Here is a 25737-nt window from a genome sequence, read left to right on the forward strand (position 1 = left end):
GTCATCGATTACAAGGCTTTCACCTTGAATTTCTTCAACATTCTCTGCGATTTTTTCTTCAGAAACATCAGATGTTTCTACTGATGTTTCAACAACATCTGTAACTTCTTCAACAGCTTCTTCTTGCTGACGTCCCAAACCTAACCAGGAAAATAGACCTTTTTTCTTTGACATAACAATAAATTCTTCTCTGCACCATCATTTTGATGGCAATAGTTCACTAAACAAGGATAAAATCCTCGCTATAGTAGCACCTAAAAACAATACAAAAAACAAAAGCTGAGTAAGATATGAACAAACAACGTAAACAATCAGCAAAACCTAACAATAAAGGCAGTATTCGTATTATTGGCGGATCACACCGTGGCCGAAAGCTGCCTGTTTTAATGGCAGAAGGTTTAAGACCCACCACAGATAGGGTAAAAGAAACCGTATTTAATTGGTTAATGCCTTTTATTCAAGACAGTCTATGTTTAGATTGCTTTGCTGGCTCTGGTGGTTTGGGTTTTGAGGCATTATCGCGAGGGGCAAGCCATGTTAGCTTCGTAGAATTAAACAAAGCGGCGGCTCAGCAATTACTTGAAAACCAACGTTTACTGAAATCAGCTAATATCTCGATAGTAAATAGTGATGCGCTGAGTTTCATTGAAAAAAATATCAGCAAATTTGATATTGTCTTTATTGATCCGCCTTTTCGCAAAAATTTAGTTGAGCAAACGGCCAAACGATTAGACCAACATAGTTTGGCTGACAACGCATTGATTTATATAGAAATGGAAAGTGAACAAAATAACCAACAGCTGCCCATGAACTGGACACTATTAAAAGAAAAAATAGCCGGACAAGTCGCTTATCGTTTATATCAAAAAATGTAACCTTCGTTTATCGCTGGGAGTTAACCTTAAACGCCCCCAGCTTAACATTATCAATAAAACGCTTACTGCTTAGGTTTAAGCTTTAAGTCATGAAAATCAAAGCTAAAATCGGTTGCGCGCGACACAGCTTGCATTGTTATCTCGTTAATTGAACCATCCGGATTCAGATTAAAATTAACAAAAGCATCGGCTTCCAAGGTTCTATCATCCCAGCGCACAATAAAAGTATTATGTTGATAATGCTCTAATACACCGCGCAATGCCGGTGTATGACCAAACTGCATGCTTAAAGCATTATTTGCATAGTTAATCGCAATATCACCGTACCAATTATCTTGATAGGTTTGTGCATAAGCTTTTAAAGGTAAAGAATGACGTGAATTTTTATCAACATTACTGGCGGCTTCTGCTAAACGATTTTTTTCTGCACTTTTTCGTTGCTCACTCATCGTCGCATAGAAATCCACCCAGTCTTTTTCAGGCAAGTCTAAATATTCATTTAATATTTGATGATAAATCGCATTAAAAGCATATCCCGATTGCTGATTGGTTAAAATAACCATCGCTAAGTTTTCTTCTGGAACTAAAACAACTTTAGAGACCATACCTAGAATGCCACCACTGTGATGAACTAACTTTACACCGTGATAATCATTTAAAAACCAACCTAGACCATAACCAGAAAAATGGGTTTTATCATTTTTTGTCGCGGTAGCTGATACCGGTAATATTGTTCGCATTTGCCACATGTTGTGGCTTTGACGTTCACTAAAAAGTTTTTTGTTATCACCGTAAACGCCTTGGTTTAACTGCGCTTTGAGCCATAAAGACATATCATTAACACTTGAGGCAACAGATCCCGCTGAAGAAAACTGCTCTAAGAAGTTACCACCAACCACATTTAGCTTGCCATCTAACGGAACATGAGCACGAGCAACATTTTTGTTGTCTGTTGAAATCAGTGAAAACTTTGCTTTAGTATTCTTCATCCCTAACGGCTTAAAAATAGTTTCTTTAATATTTTCTTGCCAAGTTTTACCGGTAACTTTTGCGATGATCTCACCGGCAATAACATACATTAAATTGTCGTAAGCGAACTCACTGCGAAAGCTTGAAACCTCGGGTAAATGCTTTAAGCCTTTAATAATATCTTTATTGGTTAACGTTGTACCTGGCCAAATCATCAGGTCGCCTGCACCTAGACCTAAACCACTGTTGTGTGATAATAAATCGAGTAGGGTAAACTCGCGAGTCACGTAAGCGTTTGGCATTTGAAATTCAGGGAGTATATCAATAACCTTTGTTTGCCATGTTAATTTCCCTTGATCCACCAAATTGGCTAATAACGCTGCGGTCATCGCCTTAGTGTTAGAGGCAATACCAAAAAGAGTATCGCCATTAACCTTATTATTTTTACCATATTCAGTTAAACCGAAACCTTTACTCATCACCACTTTATTATCTTTAATAATAGCAACAGCAACACCAGGCACTTGAAAAGTATTCATTGCCTTATTAATCGATTTTTCGATATTTTGATTTTTTTGTTCAAGCGTATTTGCAGGATTACCAAAAGCTAAAGAGGCAAATAGATAGGCTACCGTCATCAAAATAGTGTGGAATAATTTCATCTTTTATCCTAATTGTTTAGTTATTCTAATAAGTAGATTGTGCATCCTAAGTAATTTCAATGCCTAAATTGGATAATCCTTCTTCAAGAACCATCGCTTTAATTTTAATACAGGTTTCTTTATTTTCAGGAGAATCTTTTAGTGCGTAATAGAGCTCATTTTGCGTATCAAACTCCCACTCCATTAATGGGTGTTGTTCTATTTCTTTAGTCGTAATGTCACTGTCGTCATTAGCGTCTCTTTGATCAGCGATCATCAGTTCAACATAATAAGTTACGCTATTCTCTGATAATCGTGAGACAATTTCAGCGCCTTCTACCTCTTTATCTTGCATCGCCTGTAAAAGTGACATTGTTGCCATAGTTGCATCAATGGCTGGAAATACCCCAAAAAAATCAAAACCTTCTGGATCGGGTATTTGTGGCTCCAGTTTATTTATTTGTGCTTCATAATTTATTTTACAACGATTATTTTTATCAAGCCACTGCCAGATAAGCTCTAATTGATTACGTAATACTGAAAATTCACCAAAATCTGCATGTTCAGAAAAAACTTTATAATTGGGGATCATTCGCTCTAATAATGCAGCAGAAAAAGCGATCTGTTGCCATTGACTTAAATGGGAAAAAGGAAGTTGAATAGCCACTGTACTCTCCATGGAAAAGTTTAAAAAATGAGTATATCCCAAAATATAACATTACGTTTATTTAGATATAAAAAAAGAGCCATAAGGCTCTTCTCTTTAAAACCGTTAAGCGATTACGCTTCAGCAGTTTCTTTAGCAAATTGTATTTGAATAGCCGTTACTTTTTGCTCACTATCAGATAGATTGCGTAATTGAGCTAAACGATTAATTTGACCAATCGATCCTAACATCGCATGAATCGGAATAAATAGACCTCGTTTATGGAAATCTAAAACTTTAGCTTCGCTAAGTTCCTGAAGTTTTTTCTCATTAATGCCAAATAAACCAACCAGTTTTTTATTTTCGCCGGTACTGAAATTAATATGCAATTCTAATTCTCGCAATAAATCATTTTCAGCTAATTCAACCATGAATCGTTCTGTCATCGTTTCATTTTCATATAAACGGCCTAATGATTCTTGAACGTTTTTATAAAAATCGGTAACCAAACCTTCAGCGTCAAACAAGGCATTATCTTTATCATCGCCTACATAAGCACTGTCTAAATCGATATAAGTCGTTAACGTTTTTTCTTTATCTGGGTCTATACCTAAACCAAACGGCATCATAGATGCACCGTGTGGTAAGTAAGTACCAGTCCAACGTTCATCTTTATAGTATAAGTTTTCGCCAGCTTCTAGTCCTAGCATAACGATACTGCGGAAGCTTGAGCCCTCAGGCTGTTTAACTAAGAAGATAGGAAAGCTGTTAGCAGCTTTGGTATATTCTGCTGCGGTAATTGGAGCAATGTGTTGCTTCTCAATATGTTCTAAGCCACGTTTAGTAGTAACTTTTAAATTCTGGTGTTGATCTTTTCTTACTGGAACGACGTTAGCCATAATAATATTCTTCTCTTTAATGCATGCGCTTTTCATTTAAAAATTTTAGCGCTTATATAATGTTATAAATAGTTATGGTGCCAATAGGGAGAGCTTTCAATGGTATATAAAAAAAAATGTTCTTTTTATTTAAATATTAAATCACTTTTCACTCTACACAATAAGTCAGCTATACTTTTGTAAAGAATATCAAATAGCTAATACTTCCTTATTATCTAAAGAAAATAATGTAAATTTAATGAAAAACTTACTCATCACCCTATTTTTTGCTGTATTAATATTGTTATTAACAAATATCGTCCATGCGAAGCCAAAAACAAAAACTATTTATGGCCGTAATTTAGACGGATTTGCACAGGTTAAAATAAAAAACAACACGACTGAAAACCTTGCCTGTTATGTTGCAATCGACGGGTACAAAATTAAATTTCGATTACAGGCACTTCGTGAATCGAAATGGTACACCGCCACAGATAAACGTTTTCAATACCGTAGCTTTAGTTCTTGGTGCGACTACTTAACTTTATATCCCGAATATTTAAAATATCAAACTTTCTAATTTTTGATAGATGCAGATAATAAAATATATAAATCCCACTTAAATATAGCAAAAATTAGCGCTAAAAAACTAGCGCTAATAGTCGACTATTGGCTAAGCTTGAGCATTTAGCGAGCTCTGTAAAGCTTAATAAGGGCATTCGTTGAGCCATCCATATCTAGCGTTTCACTGGGGTCAGTTATTTTTGTTAGTACTTTATTACCCAGCGATTTGCCTAATTCAACCCCCCATTGGTCAAAAGAGTTCACTTTCCAAATAACCCCCTGCACAAACACTTTATGCTCATACATAGCAATTAAACTGCCAAGCACCTTAGGTGTTAACTTTTCAAATAAAAGCGTGTTACTGGGTTTATTACCCTCCATAACTTTATGTGTAGACAGCTTTTGAATCTCTGATACATCACAGTTCGCTTTTTTCATTGCCGCTTTCACTTCTTCGAGACTTTGCCCTGCCATTAAGGCCTGACTTTGACCAAAACAGTTAGACGCCAGCATGTCATGATGATTCCCCATCTCGTGAAAGGGGAATAACGGCATCAAAAAATCAACAGGAATAGGGGTTTTGCTTTGATGAATAAGTTGATGAAACGAGTGCTGACCGTTGGTCCCTTCGCTTCCCCAAATGATCGGCCCAGTATCATAAGACATCGATTTATTATCAAGTGAAATAGATTTTCCGTTACTCTCCATATCCAACTGTTGGATATAAGCCGGTAAACCCCGTAAATAATGGTAATAAGGTAATAAAACCTGTGATTGCGCGCCATGAAAATTTCGGTACCAAATACCTAATAATGCCAAAATAACCGGGAGGTTTTTTTCAAGTGGCGCCTGGGTGAAATGTTCATCCATTTCAAACGCACCTTGTAAAAAGTCACGGTAATGATCAAAACCTATCGCTAAAGCTAAAGGTAAACCAATCGCAGACCAGACCGAATAACGTCCTCCCACCCAATCCCACATCGGAAAAATATTATCTTTATCTATACCTAATTCTTGCGCGGCCTCAACATTAGACGACACACAGGCAAAGTGATGTTTAACGTTTTCGGTGGTGGCAGTAGCAACAAACCAATCACGTGCTGTTACGGTATTACGCAGTGTTTCTTGGGTAGTTAATGTTTTAGATGACGTAATAAAGAGCGTCGTTTCAGGATTGACTTTAGCAAGCACATCATGAATGTGACAACCGTCAACGTTCGCAATAAAATGGACGTTTAACTGGCTTTGTTGATAAGGCTTTAGTGCCTCTGACATTATTTTAGGTCCAAGAAAAGACCCGCCAATGCCAATACTAATCACATCCGTAAATGCTTTGCCGGTATAGCCTACTTTTTTACCTGATGAAATATCATTAACAAAAATTTCGAGCTTAGCCAGCGTTGTCTGTATTTGTGGCATCACATCGACACCATCAACATAGACAGCGCTCCCTGAAAAGTTACGTAACGCGGTATGTAATACCGGACGATTTTCAGTGGTATTAATCGCTGAGCCATTAAACATCTGAGCACGCTTATCGACTAAACCGGATGATTGTGCCAGATTCATGAGTAAGTGCATGGTTTCATCAGTAACGCGGTTTTTCGAATAATCGAGCATTATTCCCGCGCCAGAAAGTGAAAAATTATTAAAACGTTCCGTATCTTGCGTAAATAAATCGCGCATTTGTACCGGTACGTTTTTATTATAATGATTGACGAGTGACTTCCACTCAGGGGTGCTTGGTAACATACCCGTTATATCCTAATTTAAAAGAGGAGACTGACTACAAAGTCACATGATAGCGCAACCTTTAGCTATCGGTCATATTTATACGAAAAAATCATTACAACTGATTAGGGCGTTGGCTTTAAATACCCTAAACATGCATCAACTTCTTCCGTTGAGCCCATAATCACCGCAACACGTTGATGAATATGCGATGGTATGATTGTTAAGATACGCTCGTGTTCAGTAAAAGCTTTACCCTGAGCATTTTCAACAAGCATGGCTAAGGGATTGGCTTCATACAACAAACGTAATTTAGCCGGTTGCTGAGCATTTTTAGTATCGCTGGGGTAGCAAAAAATACCACCACGAGACAAAACACGATGAACATCACCCACCATAGCGCCATTCCAACGCATGTTATATTTTTTAGCGCGCGGGCCTTCATTGCCTAACAGTAATGCATTAATGTAATCGGTAAAGCCCGATGACCACTGAGTAAAGTTTGACATATTGACCGCAAACTCTGCTGTCTGTGTCGGTATTTCCAGTTGTGCGGTGGTCAGTAAGTAGCAGCCTTGTGTTCTATCTAAGGTATATAAACGCGACGGACCGCCCGTGGTCAGCGCCAGCATGGTCGAGGGACCATATAACACATAGCCCGCACATACTTGTTCGGTTCCTTGTTGAGCAAATTGTAATTCGCTGGTTGCCGGAACGTCGTCTTTGGCGCGATAGATGGTAAATATCGTGCCTATTTGACCATTAATATCAATATTAGAAGAGCCATCAAGTGGGTCAAAGGCGACAATATAAGGGGCACCTTCGGTTGCCGCAACCACCGAGTCTTCTTCTTCAGACGCAATGGTTCTAACGCGACCACTCTCTAACAACATATCTTTAAGTAACTGATTACTGATGATGTCTAATTTTTTTTGCGTTTCACCCTGAATATTCTCATCTAAGGTAGAGCCCAGCACATTTGACAATGCGCCTTGTCCCACTCTAAAAGAAATTTCTTTACAGGCTGTTAAAATGGTATCAATTAACAGAATAAGTTCAATATCAACCTTATCGTTTTCTAAACAATGAACTAAGCGTTTCATAAGTCTCCCTTATACCGATTAAGGCAATTAAGTTCTTTAAATGAAAGGATTAAACGCTCAGCCATCGACAGTTCGACTTTACGTAACCAGACACGTGGGTCGTAATATTTTTTGTTAGGACTATCGTCACCCGTAGGGTTACCTATTTGGCTTTGCAGATAAGCTTTATTGTCTTGATAATAGTCAGCAACCCCTTTCCAGCTTGCCCACTGTGTGTCGGTATCTATATTCATTTTGATGACACCATAACCAATAGCTTCAGTGATTTCTGCTGGTGCAGACCCTGATCCACCGTGAAAAACAAAGTTCAGCGCGTTATGTCCCAAAGCATATTTTTCGGCAACAAAGGCTTGAGAGTTTTTCAATATCTTAGGCGTTAATTGCACATTACCAGGCTTATAAACGCCATGCACATTACCAAAAGAAGCCGCAATGGTGAATGAATCACTGACACGACTTAAGTGCTCATAAGCATAAGCAACATCTTCGGGTTGGGTATAAAGTAATGAAGCATCAAGGCCAGTATTATCGACACCGTCTTCTTCGCCGCCTGTACAGCCGAGCTCAATTTCTAAGGTCATACCGATTGCTGTCATGCGTTTAAGATAACGAGCACAAATATCAATATTTTCGACTAATGTTTGCTCAGATAAATCAATCATATGCGAGCTAAATAATGGTTCGCCCGTTGTTTTAAAATGTGCCTCGCTGTGCGCTAATAAGCCATCAATCCAAGGTAAGAGCTTTTTAGAAGCATGGTCGGTATTAATGATGACAGGAATATCATAAAACTTAGCCACGGCTTTAATATATTTTGCCGCGATAACACCGCCTTCAATGGCGGCATCCATAGGTGAAAGTTTATGCCCTTTACCAATAAAAAAAGCCGCACCCGAATATGATAATTGAATAATAATAGGTGAGTTTATTTCACTGGCCGCTTCGAGTGCTGCATTAATAGAGTTAGTACCAATGACATTAACCGCAGGGTAAGCAAACTTATTTTTTTTAGCATAATCAAAAAGCACGCTAACATCTTCACCGAAGACAAAACCACTATTGACTAGATCTGATAAACTCTTCATATTAATTAATTCCTTGGGCAGTTAAACAAGCAGCTGTGATCTTAGACCATTGCCCCGATTCTACCCAGTTAGCATCAGCAATCCAAGTGCCACCGACAGCAAATACATTGGTTAATGCTAAATATTCATCTTGATTACTCTGCTTAATTCCGCCAGTTGGGCAAAAAGATATGTCTTTAAAAACTGACCCCATAGCTTTTAAAAACGGAGCACCTCCAGATAATGAAGCAGGAAATAATTTAAGCTCGTTATAGCCAAATTCCTTTGCTAAAAGTATATCTGCCGTATTAGATACTCCAGGAAGTACAGGAACCGTACATTTAGCTAAAACAGTCAGTAATTGACTTGATACTGCTGGCGTAATAATAAAATCACTACCCGCGTCGAGTGCTTGCTTTAAAACATTAGCGTCAAGCACCGTACCAGCACCTACTTTTAATTCGGGTAGTTCTTGCTTAATGGCTTTTATAATATCAAGTGATGCTGGCGTTCTCAGTACCACTTCAACTAAACCAATACCTGCGGCGGCCATAGCTTTAGCAATATTAAGTCCTTGTTCAACATTGTCTGCTTGAATTATAGGTAGCAGAGTCTGCTTTCCCATCAGTGTGGAAAATGATTTCATGAATGATCCTTATTAAATTTTTAGACTAATTCGAGTTGAGTTTTAATAAACCGATTAAACTCATCTGCTGGTGCAATAGCACCTCTATGTTGTATTACAAAGCCAGCGGCTTTTGATGCTAAGGAAATTGAGTCATTTACTGAGTACCCCTCAATACGAGCACCAAGGTAAACGCCATTAAATGAATCGCCCGCAGACGTTGTATCAACCACATTTTCTACTGGGGTGATGGCAAATTGAGACGTTTCGCCGTCAACGACAACTAAAATGCCTTGCTCGCCATTTTTTATGATTAATTCAGTTAAGCCAAATTGCTGACAGTATTGATTAACTTCTTCAACGGTAGTCATACCAAATAATTGCTGAAAATCATCAACACCAGGCAAAGATAAATCTGATTTTTGTAAGGCTAATTCAAACTGATCTTGAGCTTCTTTGGCGCCACTCCACATACGAGGACGGTAATTAGGGTCAAATACAATTTGTACTCCTGCGGCTTTTAATTGATCAATTAAAAGCCAGAATGCTGCTCTAGCACTTGGCTCAATAACAGCCAAAGAAATACCGGAGAAAAAAAACATATCTCCTTTTGCTAATTGACTTATCACTTCATCATCAATGTGTTGCATTACTTGGCGAGCAGCAGAGTTTTCACGCCAATAGGTGAAACTACGTTCACCTTGCTCATCAAGTTGAATAGAGTATAAACCTGGGATTTTTGTTGTCGATTTAAACACAAAATCACAGCCAATATTTTCATTCTCAAAGTATTGGAGCATATCAAGGCTAAATGGGTCTTGACCAACAGCGGTAACTAAATGCACGTTCATGTCAGTAAAAGTGCGTTTTAGGTAAACAGCTGTGTTAAAAACATCTCCGGCAAACGATTGTTTCATTAGAGTAGATGACTGATCTTGTGCAGCAGGCATCAATTCAATCATACATTCGCCGAATAAATAAATGTTCTTCATTTACATAGCCTTATTAATTTAATTAAAATTTATCCGGTAACTAATTACCGGATGATTACATGCTTAAGCTTTAGGTTTTAATGGTTCTATTTTGGGAATAAGAATCCAAACAGCGGCCATTGCAATAATAGCTAAAGACGCACCGATAACAAAAGCAGGGGTGTAGTTACCATCAGCAGTTAAAATAGGCACTAACGCTGTTAAGCCTAATGCGCCAAATTTTGCCGCCATGCCTGAAAATCCAGCGAGTGTACCTACAGATTTTTTACCAAAAAGGTCACTAGGTAATGTTTGAAGATTACTGATAACGGTTTGGAAGCCAAATAAGATAACAGCCATAATCATTACCGCTGTAGTGGGTCCACCAGGGCTTGCCATCGCTAATAGTGCTGGCAACATAATCAAACAACCCAAAGTAATGGTTAACTTACGAGTTCTATCAATATTCCAGCCTGCCTTTATACGATTCTGTGCAAGAAGACCACCAAACCAAGCACCAAACATAGCACCCACATAAGGTACCCATCCGTAGATACCAATAGCTTTAACATCCATGCCATACACTTCGTTAAGGTAAATAGGGATCCAAAAAACAAATAGCCACCAAATAGGGTCAATAGCCGCTGAAGCAATAATTACGCCCCAACTTTCTTTACGTGACAGTAATTCACCCGTACTTGGGTTATATTCGTCTTCCGTTGAAGAATCATCAACATTAGTATTTCGTTGACCCGTTAAAATATATGCGCGTTCTTCATCGGTGATCCAAGGATGTGATTTAGGTGGCGCCTTTACCAATATAATCCAAGGAATAAGCCACAATAAACCAACCAAACCAATAACAACAAAGACCATTTGCCAACTGAAATAAACGGTCAAATAGGCCACTAACGGAATAGCAATGATACCGCCAATAGCAGCACCAGAGTTGAAGATACCTTGTGCTAAGGCACGTTCTTTTGTCGGGAACCAATCGGCATTACTCTTAGCTGCACCGGGCCAGTTTCCAGCTTCCGCAACACCTAATATAGCGCGAAAAATACTGAAACTCAGTACACCCTGTGCAAATGCGTGAGCGGCAGTGGCAAGAGACCAAACACCAATAGATAACACAAAGCCTAAACGAGTACCGATCCAATCAAATATCTTGCCAAAAATTGCTTGACCAAAAGCATAAGATAAAATGAAAACCATGGAAATATTTGCATAGATTTGTTTTCGTTCAAAAGCTGATTCATCAGGAAATAAATCTTCAACGATGTCTGGCCACAATACAGCAAGTGCAGATCGATCAATGTAGTTAATTACGGTTGCGATTGCGATTAACGTAATAACCCACCAACGGAGATTTTTAAGTTTCATTAGCTGCTTTCCTTATTGTGAATATGATCAAAAGCACCTTCTTCGACAAAATCTTCCCGAGCAGGGCTAAAAGTATCAATTAAAATTCCACCGGTATGGCAAGTCGCACCATGGTCAGCATGGGGTGGTATCATACAGCTATCACCTGGCTTTAATATTTTAGTTACACCATTAATGTTAAAGTGAAATTCTCCTTCAACAACATAGGTTACTTGAGAGTGCCGGTGAGCATGATTGTAACCAATGGCACCTTTTTCAAACCAGATCTTAACTGCCATCAACTCATGGTTGTAACCCAACATTTGACGCTTTAAACCGCCGCCTATATCTTCTATTTCTGTTTCATTACCAAATGAAAAATTTTCACTTTGACTCATGGTTGACCTCTATTTTTTAATTTCGAACAATTTAAAACGGCCATCAAATTTATATTTTGAGCCATTAAATGAAAATGCATTGCGTTGATTTTTTTCAGTTGCATTAAACGCTAATAGATAATGTTTATCGCCACTAAGCATGATTTCTACCACATCAATATCATCAATCTTTTGATGTGATAATGTTTCAACACTGCTTACGGCTGCGATGGTAAATTCTTTTGATGGGTTATATTCGCCATGCGGCTCTAATACGCTAACAAAGGTATGATTCTTAGATTTTGTTTTACGGTTGATAAAGGCATTTTCGTTACGTAAGTTAAAGAGCGGATCGTTGGCTCCAATCTGAGTAAAGATTAAGGAAGCATCACCGTCCATAACGATCGAGTTTGTGTAAAACCGACCATTATCATTTAACCAAGTAATTTGAGATAAGCCAGCCTTGGGTTGAGCTTGTGCTTTTAACCATAAGTGTTGATAGCCATTTTCTTTGCCAAGGACTGGCAAGCTAGTTAAATGGGTGTTTAAGTCAAAGCTTGTGCTAATTAAATGACCTTTGTAATGGACAGGTAAATCATACTGATGTGCTTGCTTTGACATAACATCAAAAACATCAACAACCAATGATTGTTCCTGCTCTGGCAGTTTTATTAACGCTATGGTGCGAGTTAATGAAACACCGTCATAAGCACTATTGATACGTGCAGAACTGATCGTCACATTAGTATCTTTTTCAAAAAACACCAGTTTAGGGTAATTGGCATTACCCACGGCAACATTGGCATTAAAATGTGATTTTTCGTCAACAACAACGGTGTTATGCGCAACAGTTTGTTTAGCCCATGTTTGGTTTTCTGGCAAATATCGCCCACCAAATTTAGCTTCAACATTTAAAAATCGAGCAGCGCCGTAATCTGAGACTATCTCTTCACCTTTATCATAAAATTGCCAAGTCAGTTTATCAAAATGTCCATGACCTAAACCTTGCGCGGCGGGTTTAAACAGTACCGCTTGTTCTCCACCAACATTTTGGCGCATGATCACTAAGGCACCTTGCTCGCCATCGTTACCATCACCAAAGGCAACCGACTTAAATTTATAAGGCGTAGCTAGATGATTATCTAAAGCATTTGCCACTTTTAAACCGTCGCCAGTTAATAAAATCTGTTTCTGCAGGTTAGCAATATCAAGTAAACCTGTGTCTTTTGTAAAACCATAGGCTATGGCAACACCATTAACTAACTCAATAGTATCGATACCCTTACTTTTAATCGCATCATTAATTGGAAAGAATAAATTGTTGTAGCTTAATTGTATCGTCGTATCAATCGCTTTTAATACGATTCCATCACGGTATTCAAAAATTTTACGTTCAGGTTGATTGGTTTGAATAGCCTTAGCAAAGGTAATAAACGGCAGTAACGCAAAACGTTGGTAATAAGGACCTTCATTGTAATAACCTGCGGGAGAGAAAAGCTCATCTAACTGTCTTAAAAATCCGCCCTTGCCAGATTTATCTAAACCATAAAGCGCTTGTTCTACCCAGTCCAACTCACCTAATACATAACCTGTCATACCAACAGCAGCCGTTGTCCAGGTACCATGGTTATGAACTTTATTGAATGTTTCAGGAGAATCGACAGATAAAAATTTTACAATAGGATGAAATAGCCCTTTTTCAATGGTCGATTTTTCAGCAGATGTTAAAGAAGGTATAATTAAATCGTAAGCTTGACTGGTATATACCAACCACATCGCTTCGTTTAAGCTTTGCCAAAAGAGTTTACCTGGGTTTTGTTTACCCATTTTTCTTTTTGGATGCAAAGGTAAAGTAGGGTAGAGCTTTGCATACTCAAGCAACATGTCACGTACGTAATTTGCATATTTTTCATCTTGCGTTAATTGATAAATAATCCCTGCATCGTACATCAATTTATAATTTTTCTTATGGCGCTCATGGGTATAACCGCCGCCGCCATCTTTTGGTAGAGGTACAGTTATCACTTGTATTATTTGCTTATTAACTAATAATTTATTAGCAACAAAAGCTTCGGTAAACTGTCCATTTTGTTCAATAGCACCACGCATATCAGCGACATCCGCAGTGGTAATAACAAGATTAGGGCTCGTATATGCCATCACCTTATTACTTGCCAGTACCGCGGTAATCAGCATGGAAATAAGAAATAGCCCCTTTTTTGCTGAACACCATATTGGTGAATAAAATGACATTGGATTAGAAATTTTCATAGAGAAGCTCTTAGTTAGATTGCTTGTTGTTTAATAGCACAGCGGTATGCGGGCCTGCGGCATGTAGCTCTTTCACATTAGGCGCTGCTGTACCCTTAAAGTTATTATCATTTATAGCTGTTTTGGGTTCGCCTACGGTATGTTCAATAATGATCTCAGCAGTATCAGTAAAAGTATTATTGTCGATATTGGTAACCTGTACACCGTGCAAGTAAAGACTCGATCCAGTTTTATTACGCTTACCATTACCACTATTGTTAATAGCGTTTTTATACATCGCTAAATGAGGACCAAAAGTACTTTCGTCAGTGCCACCTCGATATAAGTTAACTAAAGCACCTTGTACATTATCAAAAGTGTTATTTTTTAAAATGACATATTCCGCGTTATAAATACCTAAGTCTTCAATTTCTTTGTTTAAGCGAAGAAAATCACCGGTGATATCGGTAAATTGGTTATTAGTTAACTCAATATAATCAGCAAACGAACCATTACCCGCGTCAAAAAAATGAAACGAATGATTAATATCAAGTCCACTCACCTTGCTATTACGCATAACAAAACGGTAGTTATAAACCATTCCCCATTTCTGTGAACGAACTAAGGTATTACCTGAAGCATCGGGACTGTTGCTACCATTTATATTCAAGCCATCAAGAGTTAAGCTACCTCCATCAGAAATTTGAAATAAGGTAGAACGCTGAAAAGTTACCTTAACCATGCCTTGATTTTGCGCTTTAATCGATACCGTTTTATTAATATCAATCATCTTTCTAACATCGTAATTTCCATCAGCCAATATAAGGACATCGCCATTACTTGCTGAAACCACAGCATTAAATAAAGCATCGTCTTCTGCTTTAACATTAATAGTATGACCCGATTCAAAGGCAACTAAGCCATCAGTTTTCTTGTACCAACTTGGACCTGTTGCTGATTTTAAAACGGGTGATAAACTCTTTTTAGCTCCCTTAGCCAAAAGTTTTTTGTCGGTAGGGTAAAGCAAGCCATTAGCTGCACGCTTAAGCTCAATATTCTGTTGGCTAATACCTGATGCTAGCTTTTCTAGCGCGACAGTATTTGCAATATTGCCTTTAAATTTAATGCCACTTACATCGTCAAATAGCGTAAAAGGTTGTTGACCATTATCATTAAAAATTAAGTTGTTTTGTACTTTAGAGTTAATTGGTACCGCACTTCTTTCTTGGTCGCTTCCTGCTGCTAGCTGAATATGATCAACATTAATTAAAGAATTATTTTCAATTAAAGCGTTATCAACTTGGTGATATCGATTAATAGATGAATTAGGAACGCCATTCATGACAGTAAAGCCACTGCCAAAACGATAACCGGTTAGTCCTTCAAGATAATTGTTACGAATAATTTGTTCTTTATTTATTACTCGAATACCACCGGTATGGTCAACGCCATTACCAAAGAAGACATTTTCTTCTATGATATTGCCATTACCGTGGCGTAAGGTCAGCGTACCTCTCGACTCAAAAAAGACATTATTACGAATTTTATTTTGTCCTGATTTAACTGATATTATTTCTACTTCACCATCACAGCGATCAAAATAATTATTTTCAACTAAGGTGTATGAATTTGATAATGAATAATGGCTGGTGCCAATACGAAGAGTTTCGCCACCATTAGAGCCAAGAATAGGGCGAGGGCCAAAATAGTTATGATCTATTTTATGATGATTCTCTTGACTATCTACTGTATCTAAACGAACAGCAAGAGTTACCCCTTTATTACGTTTACCGGTGAGGTAATTATGATCAAAACGATTATATTGACCATAAATAGCCACCCAATAGTCAGACTCACGCTTATCAGGATTACTGAAGTTATCAATAACAACTTCTGTTACCCGTGAATGATAAGCTAAATTTTCTTTATTACTTCTAAAAGCGACAACAGCACTACTAGGCGTATAACCATTTTTAAAAACTAATCCTGAAACGACTAAATGCTTACCAGACAACCTCAAATTTGATTGCCCAGTCAGGAAAACCTTACCTTTTGTTTGTGCCTTTAGTGTTATTGGCTTTTGTATTGTACCTTCGCCTTTAAACAAAATTTCAAAGTTATTCCATATGCCGTCAGACAAGATAATATTGTCACCCGGCTTTACTTTTTCCAATGCATTTTTATACGCCGTTTGATCGCCAACTAACCATTCTTTTGCCGCTAATTGGTTTGTTGTTAACATTAAGCAAAATGTTATGGTGAGACAACACAGTAGATAGGGTGATAGTTTAGTTTGCTGCATAAAATAACCTATGAAATTAAAGTGTAAAATTTAACGTTTTTACTAATAACTATTAAATAACGTCAACATATTGGTATTAATTGGATTTAGCTAAAATAAAAGTATCACTTCCCTTTACATTTCGGGCTTATCCAACGCCATTACTAATGTAATAAAACAGCTCACATCGTACTTCTAACTAACAATCGATTTAATTTAACTGATATCAACAGCCATTGTCAACCAAATCACATTACCAAATACCGTCCAATTGGTAATAATTAAAGTTGAATTTAGCGCTAGACCTTTATACAGAAGTTATCTTTACACCTAGACCAAAACATTAATAAACAGAAAATTCCTCACCTAATAGTTTTGCCATAAGCGCCAGAAGGCTATATGATTAGTTATATAGGGCATCACTTTATTATATTTAGCTAAGGAAAATAATATGAGCAGCAACCGCAGGCTATTTTGGGGTATTGTAGATAAAATAGAGGCTTTAATTGATTCTGAAATTTACACCGCAGGCAGTCGCTTACCACCAGAAAGAGAATTAGCTGAAACATTTAAAGTGAGCAGACCAACGATTCGAGAGGCAATAATTGCCCTAGAAGTTCGTGAGAAAATTGAAGTTAAAACAGGTTCCGGCGTTTATGTTTTAAAACCGGTTAACCAATTATCGGGCTTACACAAGCAAATTAATGCTTTTGAGGTTACTCAAGCTAGAGCATTAATTGAAGGTGAAGTAGCAGCGATTGCGGCAACAACCATCACCGAAGATGAATTGGTTCGCTTACATCAAACCTTAGTTGATATGGAAAACAGTCAGTTTATTGCTGCCGCTGATAAAGAATTCCATCAAATTATAGCCAATGCTACCCGTAATAGTGCGATGATTTTAACCGTACAAAATCTTTGGAAGCTTCGCTCATCAACACCAGAAATTATTAAAGATTATGACAGTGTTTGCAGTAAAGATAATTCAAAAACACTTGCAGAGCATAAAGCGATCTATCAGGCATTAAAATTAAGAGACGCTCCTCAAGCAAGGCTTGCTATGCACAGTCATTTTAACCGACTAATAAACGCCTTATTTGATGCCGTTGAGTCGAGAGCGTTAGAAGAAATAAAACAAAAAAACAGTGAAAAGCGTGGACTTTATTCAATTCCTCACTCTAACGATATTTAATTAATTATAACTTTATATCAGGTAAAACATAAAAGGCCTCTTTAATAGAGGCCTTTTATTTAACTATATCGTCAATCAACTCATCACTTAAAATCTAACAACAGTGCGGTCGCCTTACTAATAGCGTCATTATGCTAAAACAATATTCGTCACTTTAGCATGATATACATTGAAATTACTTCGCCAATTTAAGGAAGTAGTCAAATATTTCTGGCACGTTACCATTACCCATGTCGGCAGCAACTGCTGCATTTAGATTGGCAGAAGTACCTTCAGCAATTTGTGACACAGTACCAAGGTCTTTGACCATTTCTAAAAAGTAACCTAAATCTTTATTCGCATTAGCGATAGAGAAACCTAAATCACTTACACCATCTACGGCGTAGTTTTTACAAAAGCCCATAAACGGTGAGTTAGATGGACCTGTCGACATAATATCAAAAAGCTGTTGGCGGTCAACGCCAGCTTTATCAGCAACAGCAAAAGCTTGTGACATCGCTGTAACCGTAGTCATACCGATGAAGTTATTTATGAGCTTAGTCGTGTGACCTGCACCAAGAGCGCCAAGATGGAATACATTTTCACCTTGCTGTTCTAAAATAGGCTTCACTTTATTAAAAGTATCTAAGTCACCAGCAGCCATAATATTAAGTAAGCCATCTTTAGCATGAGCGGGTGTTCGACCTAATGGGGCATCAATCATCCCTGCGCCTTTCTTGGCAAGATCTGCACCAATCTTACGAGTAGATGCTGGTATAGAAGTACCAAAATCAATCAGAACAGCACCTTCTTTAATACCCGCTAAAATACCGTCTTCAGCATAAACTAGCTTTTCAACAACAACAGAAGTTGTTAACGCAAGCATTACTATATCACTACGTTCTGCGAGTTCTTTCGCTGAGGTGACTTCAGTAGCATTACCGCGAGCAATTACCTTAGCAACCGCCTCTTTATTTAAATCCATTACATTTACTTGAAAGCCACGCGTTTGTAAGTTTTCGACCATGTTGCCGCCCATAAGGCCAAGGCCGATGAAACCTATAATAGGTTTTGTCATATCTAACTCCTAAAAATATTATTGTTTGTTTATCTGAGTGCAACATTGCTCACTTTATCGATGGGCATGTTATTTTATTTGAGTATATTTAGCTAAATTATCTAAGCCCTAGGGTAATACTCGGTATATAAACCGAACACCGAACCTTATATTCAAGCGGTTAATAATTTCGGTATAAACACGGTATGCTTGTCTTGTGTCTATACAAACTTATTGCTTAGAAACACTCGAAACAATAAGGAACCATTAAATACTAACCAAAACAACAATAGGTGTCAACCAATCAATAATTATTGGTAATAGAGTTGGTTTAACTTATTAAAAATAATGAAGCTTATAGGTGTTACCCGTATTCATCTAAGCTATTTTATAGTTTAACCATTTCATTTATAACAGTCAGATAAAAACCAAGTATATGATTTAAATGCCCTTTAACTAAAATTTATTGTTAAATATATACTTATCATTATATGATAATTTATTATATTTTTAGCTCATACAAAGCGCTGAAGTTTTACAATAACGTTTATATTGTTACTAATAAACATCACTTTAATGGCTATTATCTAATAGATTAGTGTTGAATCAATTGTGCGCCGCCACCCGGTCAACCAATAAAAAATATATGGTTGATCAGCAAAAATTCAACCATAACCTATCTAGACCATTACAATATATAAACTACACTCCTTTATATTTTATTAGAATATAAAAGATACATATAAAAATAAAAACATTCGTTATTACTAATGCACAATAATCGACCAAAAACTGTTTATTCAATAACTTACAAGACAAAACAACAATAAACAAACAACCTGGTAACCAACGAAGCGAATATTGGTATACCAATTTACACATTTTTACACTTGTTTTGTATAACCAAAAGATTGACCTTTCCAATTTTTATTGTAACTATCTGTAGTAATTCCTTATCAGTACTAAGTAATTTACTTGTAAGGTGTTGGGGGTTTAGGGGACGACTTTTATAAATTAAAGATGTGGCTTTTGAGATGTTTACAAATCAAATTTCAAAAAAACTACACAGGGGAAATATATGAGACAAAAATTATCAAAATTAACATTAGCGATTCTTTCAGCTACCTCGCTGAATTTTGCAGCATCGGTAAGTGCACAAGAAGCTGAAATAGAACCACAAGTAAACAATGAAACTGAAATTGAAGTAATTCAGGTTACGGGTATGCGAAGCTCTCTAACGACTGCCCTTGCAGAAAAACGTGAAACAGCTAACCTGGTCGAAGTCATTATGGCTACAGATATTGGTAAGCTACCTGACCAAAACCTTGCAGAGGTTCTTGAAAACGTAACAGGCGTTCAAATCACAAGAACAGCTGGTATAGGTACTGGTGTTCAAATTCGTGGTAGTAACGCTAACCGTGTTGAAATTAATGGTGCTTCGACAGTCGGCTCAGGGTCTGGACGAAGTGGAATGAATTTTGAAGATCTTTCAGCGGCCATTATCGCGGGTGTTGAAATAACAAAATCACCAGAAGCTAAAACGACCGAAGGCTCTATTGGTGGCACGGTAAATTTACGTACTATTCGTCCTCTTGAGTTGACTGAGACATTAGGATCACTTCGCTTACAAGGTGAAGACAGTAGTTTAACCACTGATGGTGTTCAGCCAAGATTCTCAGGAGCATACGGAGATAACTGGGAACTTGACTCAGGTAAATTTGGATTTGTTATAAGTGGTAGCTACGCTAAACAAGAAGCTACGTCATTTCGTCCACGCGTTGACCGTGATGGTAGCCTTGTTGAAAATGTTAACGCTGACGTCTATAGAAGTGGCACATTAGAAGATCAAGCAACTAAAAGACCTGCAGCTCAAGATTTCGATTTTCTCGGCATTCAATTCCTTAATCAGGAATTAGAAAATTTTGAATATGAAACAACCAATATTGCCACTACTCTTGAGTTTGCCCCTAACGACAACACGAAATTTTTCTTTGATGCTATTATTACCAGCCAAGAGCGTCGTCAAGAAAGTACACGAGTACAAGGTTCAGGTGTTAGTAGTGTACTTAACTACACTTTACCTTCTCAGTTTGAAACAATAAACTTTGGCTCTCTTGATGGTGTAAATCTAGGCAGTATTCAAGCGGCTACCAGAGGCACAATTCAACCAATCAATTCAGTTGATGACGACGATCCAAACTTACGCTTTAACAGTGATACTGGTGCTCGTGTCACAGACACCGAAGTTTTTAGATTTGGTGGTGAATGGCAAGGTAATAACTTATTTGTAAGTGCTGAGTTGTCTACAGCAAATTCTGATACCGTTACCCCTTCATTAAACACTCAATTAAACTTTATTAACCCTAACCCACTGACGCCTCTTGATGGTTCGAGTAACGATAACAGTGTGCCATTTATTTATGATTTAACTGGTGACTCATTGGCATTTGGTATTGATTTTGCTTCTCCATTCGCACCAACTGTTGATGATTTACTTAATCCAAATAACGTTGTGCTAGATCAGGTAGACATAAGTAGAAGCTCTACAGATAATTCTGAAAATGCATTCCGCACTGATTTCACTTATTTTATCGATGAAAGTATGATCACTTCTGTTGATTTCGGTTATCGCTACAATGAAACAAAACATAGTGCAGTATCAATATCTGATCGTATTGGTGGCTTCAGCAAAATGGTTGATAGTCCAAACGGCGCTTTGTTTTCAGAACTTCTTGTTGCTGGTCCTAGCCACTTTGGTGATGCCGATGGTAGAGAACTAGCCCTTAGAAATTTTCTTATTGTTAATCCAGACTTAGCATTCAATGATCCAGACGGTGTGTTAGCGACCTTAGAAGCGGCTATTGTTGCTCATGGCGGTAAACAAGACTTTTCAAACCTGACACCTTCAGATACCGCAGCTTTTAAAATAAAAGAAGAAACGCATGCGCTATACGCACAAGCAAACTTTGAATATAAAATGTTCCGTGGTAATTTTGGTGTTCGTCATATATCAACAGATATTGCATCAACAGGTAATACAGTAGTCAATGGTGTTGCAACGCCAGCAACAAACAAAGGTGATTATAGTTATACATTACCTCGTTTGAATTTAGTTGCCGATGTAACTGACGATGTGGTTTTACGTTTAGGTTGGGGTAAAGACATTCTTCGTCCTAACTTTGGCGATTTAAATACCTCGGTATCATTTGGTACAAACGAAAATCAATCTGTCGAAATTGGTAATGCTGGTTTGGAACCTGAAGAAGTCACTTCGTTTGATCTTTCTGCTGAATGGTATTTTGCTGAGGCAGCAGTAGTTAGTATCGGCTATTTCAAAAAAGAACGTACTAACTTATTTGTTACTCAATTAGAAAGTGCAGCAATTGACGCAAACGGTTGGCGTGAACCTGGACCTACATGTGCAGGAGGCGGTATCTATAACCCTGCCGTTCAGCCTAATGCAATCGGAGATCCAAATACCACAGGTTTGTGTGTTGATGTTGAAACACTCTTTAATGATACTGCAACAACGACTCAATCAGGTATAGAAATGGCTGTCCAGTATGACCTTTCCAGCTTCGAAGAAGACTTAGGTTGGGCATCAGGTTTCGGCATTGTCGCCAACTACACCATACAAGAGTATAAAGGCGGTTCAGCTTTTTACACTTCAGCGTCACGCGGAACAGATATCCTTAATGCAATACAAGGTGTTTATGACGATGCAAACTTTGTCACGTATTCATCAGAACGAGGTTTACTTGATTTTTCAGAAAACGCTTACAATGTAGCTGTTTACTATGAAAAATTTGGTCTTTCAGCAAGATTACGTTATACGTGGCGTGATGCGTTTCGCACTGAAGATACTGCAGCGGGCGCTAGCCTTAACTCTACATTAGGCTTCCCTGTTGTAACCCATGACAGAGGACAACTTAATGCTAGTGTAAGTTATGACGTCGATGAAAATTTAAACCTTGGTGTTGAAGCTGTCAACTTAACAGAGTCAGACATTACACAGTCATGTGTTAATGAAGGGGCTATGTTATGTGCTCAAGGTATAACAGACCGTCGTATTACCTTTGGTATTAGCTACAAGTTCTAAGAAATAAAAAGCGCTTATTCCGTCCTATAGTCATATTTATTTGGATGTCAGCGCTGTAGGTAAAGCATCAATTAAGTCATTAATGAGAAAAATCTCGTTAATGACTTTTTTTTAAATAAAAATAGTGCTGTGATAACAACCAAGGTTATTGTAGAAAATAAAAAGTGCTTTTTCTAAAATTATAAAAGTGTAATGGGGGCTAAGCGGACTGTTTATTAAGACAAATTAGTGTCTACATTAGATGAAAGACCCTAACAATGAATCTATGACCAATAAAAAAGCGACCACTCAAAAGAGTAAGTCGCTTTATAATTAAGATCTCATATCTATTAACTAGATCTCAAACCTATTTATCGATAACAACAGTTTTCTTTAATATAAGACCTATTACTCAACGGTAACTGATTTTGCTAAGTTACGAGGTTGATCAACATCTGTGCCTTTAATTATTGCGACATAATATGAAAGCAATTGCAGTGGTAACGTATAAACAATGGGTGCGATTAAATCGTCACATACCGGCACATTAATAACTTTCATCGTATCATCACTGGCAAAATTTGCTTCACTGTCAGCGAACACATACATTAAGCCACCGCGCGCGCGGACTTCTTCAACATTTGATTTAAGCTTTTCAATTAAATCATTTTTAGGCGCAACAACGATTACAGGCATATCAGCATCAATTAACGCTAATGGTCCATGTTTTAATTCACCAGCGGCGTATGCTTCAGCATGGATATAAGAGATTTCTTTTAACTTTAAAGCCCCTTCCATAGCGATAGGATATTGGTCGCCACGACCTAAAAACAAAGCGTTGTGTTTGTCAGCAAAGTCTTCTGCTAAATCTTCGATAGAACTTGCTAATGCTAAGACTTCTTCTAGTTTACTGGGTAAAGCCATTAATGAACTGGCGATTTCATTTTGAACCGCTTCACTCATACCGTGATGTTTACCTATAGCCCAAGTCATCATTAACAAGCCGACTAACTGTGTGGTAAATGCTTTGGTAGAAGCAACGCCAATTTCTGCGCCCGCTTTGGTCATGAAAGCGAGATCAGATTCACGTACTAAAGATGAACCGGCTACGTTACAAATAACTAAGCTGGCTTTATAGCCAAGCTCTTTTGCTAAGCGAAGTGCCGCTAAAGTATCAGCTGTTTCACCCGACTGAGAGATAGTTACAATTAAGGCATTTTTAGGAACATGAGACTTTCGGTATCTAAACTCACTAGCAATCTCTATATTACAAGAAACACCCGCTAGCGACTCTAACCAATACCGAGCAACCATACCTGAATGGTAGCTAGTACCACAGGCAATAATCTGTACGTGTTCGATACCCTTAAATATTTCATCAGCGCCTTCACCAAAAGTATTCATATCGAGCACATTACCAGACAAGCGCCCCTCTAAAGTATTGCGGATAGCCGTAGGTTGTTCATAAGTTTCTTTTAGCATGTAGTGACGGTATTCACCTTTATCACCACTGTCTTGACTGATATCTTGTTCTTTTGCTTCACGCTTTACGGGTACGCCGTTAGTATCAAATACGTTAACTTCAAAACGAGTGACTTCAGCAACGTCACCTTCTTCAAGAAAAGCAAACTTTCGCGTGACCGGTAATAGCGCCATCATATCAGAGGCTATAAAATTTTCACCTACGCCATAACCTATCACTAAAGGGCTGCCAGAGCGTGCAACAACTACACGACTCTTATCGGTCGTATCAAGTACAACTGTGCCATAGGCGCCATCAAGCTGCTTAACTGTTTTTTGTACTGCTTCAAGTAAGGTCGCTGATGTTTTCAATTCAAGATGAACTAAATGAGCAATAACTTCAGTATCTGTTTCTGAAACAAATTCGTAGCCCATGCCCTGCAAACGTATTCTTAAACTTTGGTGATTTTCGATGATACCATTATGAACAACAGCGATATTTTCACTAGATACATGTGGGTGAGCATTCACTTCACTTGGCGCACCATGAGTAGCCCAGCGCGTATGAGCAATACCTGTTCCACCTGATAAAGGGGTTGTTATTAAAGCGTCTGCTAACTCTTGTACTTTGCCTAAGCGGCGTACTCTGTTTAATTGGTTGTTATTATCGATAATAGCAACACCGGCTGAGTCATATCCACGGTATTCTAGGCGTTTTAACCCTTCAACTAATATATCTGCTACATCACGTTGTGCTACAGCACCTACGATCCCACACATAGTTTTTCCTTTTATTTTGCAATGAGTAATTTAACGTCTTGTTCTAAGAGTTTGGCTTTGAGTTCATCAGACAGATCTGCATCAGTGATCAGTATGTCTATATTTTGCCAAGGAATTTCAACGTTAGGTATTTTACGATTAATTTTTTCAGATTCAACAAGTACAATAACTTCACGAGAGACGTCGGCCATCACGCGGCTAAGCCCTAAAAGCTCATTAAAAGTAGTCGTGCCACGCTCTATATCGATACCATCGGCACCAATAAAAAGTTGGTCAAAATCATAAGATCTCAAGACACTTTCCGCTACTTGACCTTGAAAAGACTCAGAATGTGTATCCCAAGTGCCCCCGGTCATCAATAATGTCGGTTCATTTTCAAGCGCATGTAAGTCAGAAGCTATAGCTAAAGAGTTGGTCATTACGATTAAACCTTGTTTGCTATTAAGCTCTTTCACTAAGGCCGAAGTCGTACTACCGCTGTCGATAATGATGCGGTTATGATCACGAATAAGTGTTGCCGCTTTACTGGCAATTGAAACCTTTCGTTTCGAAACTTTATCAGACTTATGCTCGATAATATCTCTAGGTAAAGGCACAGCTCCACCGTAGCGTCTGAGCAATAATCCGCTATTTTCTAGCGCAGCTAAATCTTTTCTGATGGTTACTTCTGAAGTAACGAATTTTTTTGCAAGACTATCGACACTTACTTCTCCGTGCTCATTAAGCTCAGAGATAATACTGTGGCGACGCTGCTGGGTGTTTCTTTTTGACATGCGATTAAGTTTATCTTTTGTTTCGTCACTTATCTTACAGAATAAGTTTCGTTTAGTAACTTAAGCTATTAGAACAAAAG

At 37.9% G+C, this 25737-nt stretch carries 19 protein-coding genes; 4 read left to right on the forward strand and 15 right to left on the reverse strand.

The window, feature by feature from the left end; all coding sequences use genetic code 11:
• The first annotated feature begins 290 nt into the window (after nt 1-290).
• Nucleotides 291-875 carry a 16S rRNA (guanine(966)-N(2))-methyltransferase RsmD gene (rsmD, locus tag H4J69_RS12985; protein WP_070375326.1) on the forward strand — a complete coding sequence of 195 codons (585 nt, stop codon included), beginning with the start codon at nt 291-293 and terminating at the stop codon, nt 873-875.
• 62 nt (nt 876-937) lie between these two features.
• Here the strand turns inward: rsmD and H4J69_RS12990 are convergent, their stop codons facing one another.
• The 3 genes from H4J69_RS12990 to H4J69_RS13000 all read right to left on the reverse strand — a co-directional run bounded on the left by H4J69_RS12990 (nt 938) and on the right by H4J69_RS13000 (nt 4030).
• On the reverse strand, nt 938-2506 hold the full coding sequence (locus H4J69_RS12990; protein WP_182222550.1) for a serine hydrolase: 1569 nt from the start codon (nt 2504-2506) through the stop codon (nt 938-940).
• A gap of 46 nt (nt 2507-2552) precedes the next feature.
• Entirely contained in the window at nt 2553-3152 is a 600-nt protein-coding gene (locus tag H4J69_RS12995) for a YjaG family protein (protein ID WP_182217821.1), read from the reverse strand.
• A 113-nt stretch (nt 3153-3265) separates the two neighbouring features.
• Complete coding sequence (locus tag H4J69_RS13000) at nt 3266-4030, reverse strand: SapC family protein (protein WP_182217822.1); 765 nt, start codon at nt 4028-4030, stop codon at nt 3266-3268.
• 238 nt (nt 4031-4268) lie between these two features.
• Here H4J69_RS13000 and H4J69_RS13005 point away from each other — a divergent pair, with 238 nt between their 5' ends.
• On the forward strand, nt 4269-4589 hold the full coding sequence (locus H4J69_RS13005; protein ID WP_182217824.1) for a hypothetical protein: 321 nt from the start codon (nt 4269-4271) through the stop codon (nt 4587-4589).
• 107 nt (nt 4590-4696) lie between these two features.
• Here H4J69_RS13005 and pgi read toward each other — a convergent pair whose 3' ends face one another.
• From pgi to H4J69_RS13050, 9 genes are all read right to left on the reverse strand, one after another.
• Complete coding sequence (gene pgi / locus H4J69_RS13010; protein WP_182245072.1) at nt 4697-6325, reverse strand: glucose-6-phosphate isomerase; 1629 nt, start codon at nt 6323-6325, stop codon at nt 4697-4699.
• Nucleotides 6326-6429: 104 nt separating this feature from the next.
• Complete coding sequence (locus H4J69_RS13015; protein WP_182243326.1) at nt 6430-7407, reverse strand: class 1 fructose-bisphosphatase; 978 nt, start codon at nt 7405-7407, stop codon at nt 6430-6432.
• Nucleotides 7404-8492: a class II fructose-bisphosphate aldolase gene (fbaA, locus tag H4J69_RS13020; protein ID WP_182245071.1), complete on the reverse strand. Its 1089-nt coding sequence runs from the start codon at nt 8490-8492 to the stop codon at nt 7404-7406. The genes H4J69_RS13015 and fbaA overlap by 4 nt, the downstream gene beginning before the upstream one ends.
• A gap of 1 nt (nt 8493) precedes the next feature.
• Nucleotides 8494-9117, reverse strand: coding sequence for a bifunctional 4-hydroxy-2-oxoglutarate aldolase/2-dehydro-3-deoxy-phosphogluconate aldolase (gene eda / locus H4J69_RS13025; protein ID WP_182217831.1), 624 nt, complete (start codon nt 9115-9117; stop codon nt 8494-8496).
• Between the two features lie 20 nt (nt 9118-9137).
• Nucleotides 9138-10088, reverse strand: a complete 951-nt coding sequence (locus tag H4J69_RS13030) for a sugar kinase (protein WP_182217833.1) — start codon at nt 10086-10088, stop codon at nt 9138-9140.
• Nucleotides 10089-10151: 63 nt separating this feature from the next.
• Nucleotides 10152-11450, reverse strand: coding sequence for an MFS transporter (locus H4J69_RS13035; protein ID WP_182217835.1), 1299 nt, complete (start codon nt 11448-11450; stop codon nt 10152-10154).
• A complete protein-coding gene (locus H4J69_RS13040) occupies nt 11450-11827 on the reverse strand; it encodes a cupin domain-containing protein (protein ID WP_182217836.1) in 378 nt (125 codons plus the stop codon). The genes H4J69_RS13035 and H4J69_RS13040 overlap by 1 nt, the downstream gene beginning before the upstream one ends.
• 9 nt (nt 11828-11836) lie before the next feature.
• Nucleotides 11837-14002: a heparinase II/III family protein gene (locus H4J69_RS13045; protein WP_259367753.1), complete on the reverse strand. Its 2166-nt coding sequence runs from the start codon at nt 14000-14002 to the stop codon at nt 11837-11839.
• Nucleotides 14003-14087: 85 nt separating this feature from the next.
• A complete protein-coding gene (locus tag H4J69_RS13050; RefSeq protein WP_404842432.1) occupies nt 14088-16358 on the reverse strand; it encodes a polysaccharide lyase 6 family protein in 2271 nt (756 codons plus the stop codon).
• 430 nt (nt 16359-16788) lie between these two features.
• Here H4J69_RS13050 and H4J69_RS13055 point away from each other — a divergent pair, with 430 nt between their 5' ends.
• Nucleotides 16789-17529, forward strand: coding sequence for a FadR/GntR family transcriptional regulator (locus H4J69_RS13055; protein WP_182217838.1), 741 nt, complete (start codon nt 16789-16791; stop codon nt 17527-17529).
• A 175-nt stretch (nt 17530-17704) separates the two neighbouring features.
• On the opposite strand, the gene H4J69_RS13060 is transcribed toward H4J69_RS13055, so the two are convergent.
• A complete protein-coding gene (locus H4J69_RS13060) occupies nt 17705-18586 on the reverse strand; it encodes an NAD(P)-dependent oxidoreductase (RefSeq protein ID WP_182217840.1) in 882 nt (293 codons plus the stop codon).
• A 1057-nt stretch (nt 18587-19643) separates the two neighbouring features.
• Between H4J69_RS13060 and H4J69_RS13065 the strand changes: the two genes are divergently transcribed.
• Nucleotides 19644-22664, forward strand: a complete 3021-nt coding sequence (locus H4J69_RS13065; RefSeq protein WP_182217841.1) for a TonB-dependent receptor — start codon at nt 19644-19646, stop codon at nt 22662-22664.
• A gap of 387 nt (nt 22665-23051) precedes the next feature.
• Here the strand turns inward: H4J69_RS13065 and glmS are convergent, their stop codons facing one another.
• Together glmS and H4J69_RS13075 are read right to left on the reverse strand one after the other, a co-directional pair.
• Nucleotides 23052-24884 carry a glutamine--fructose-6-phosphate transaminase (isomerizing) gene (glmS, locus tag H4J69_RS13070; protein ID WP_182217843.1) on the reverse strand — a complete coding sequence of 611 codons (1833 nt, stop codon included), beginning with the start codon at nt 24882-24884 and terminating at the stop codon, nt 23052-23054.
• An 11-nt stretch (nt 24885-24895) separates the two neighbouring features.
• Nucleotides 24896-25657 carry a DeoR/GlpR family DNA-binding transcription regulator gene (locus H4J69_RS13075; protein ID WP_182217845.1) on the reverse strand — a complete coding sequence of 254 codons (762 nt, stop codon included), beginning with the start codon at nt 25655-25657 and terminating at the stop codon, nt 24896-24898.
• Between the last annotated feature and the right edge of the window lie 80 nt (nt 25658-25737).

Origin of the sequence: Colwellia sp. BRX10-9 (assembly GCF_014077405.1) — a bacterium.
GTDB lineage: Bacteria > Pseudomonadota > Gammaproteobacteria > Enterobacterales > Alteromonadaceae > Colwellia_A.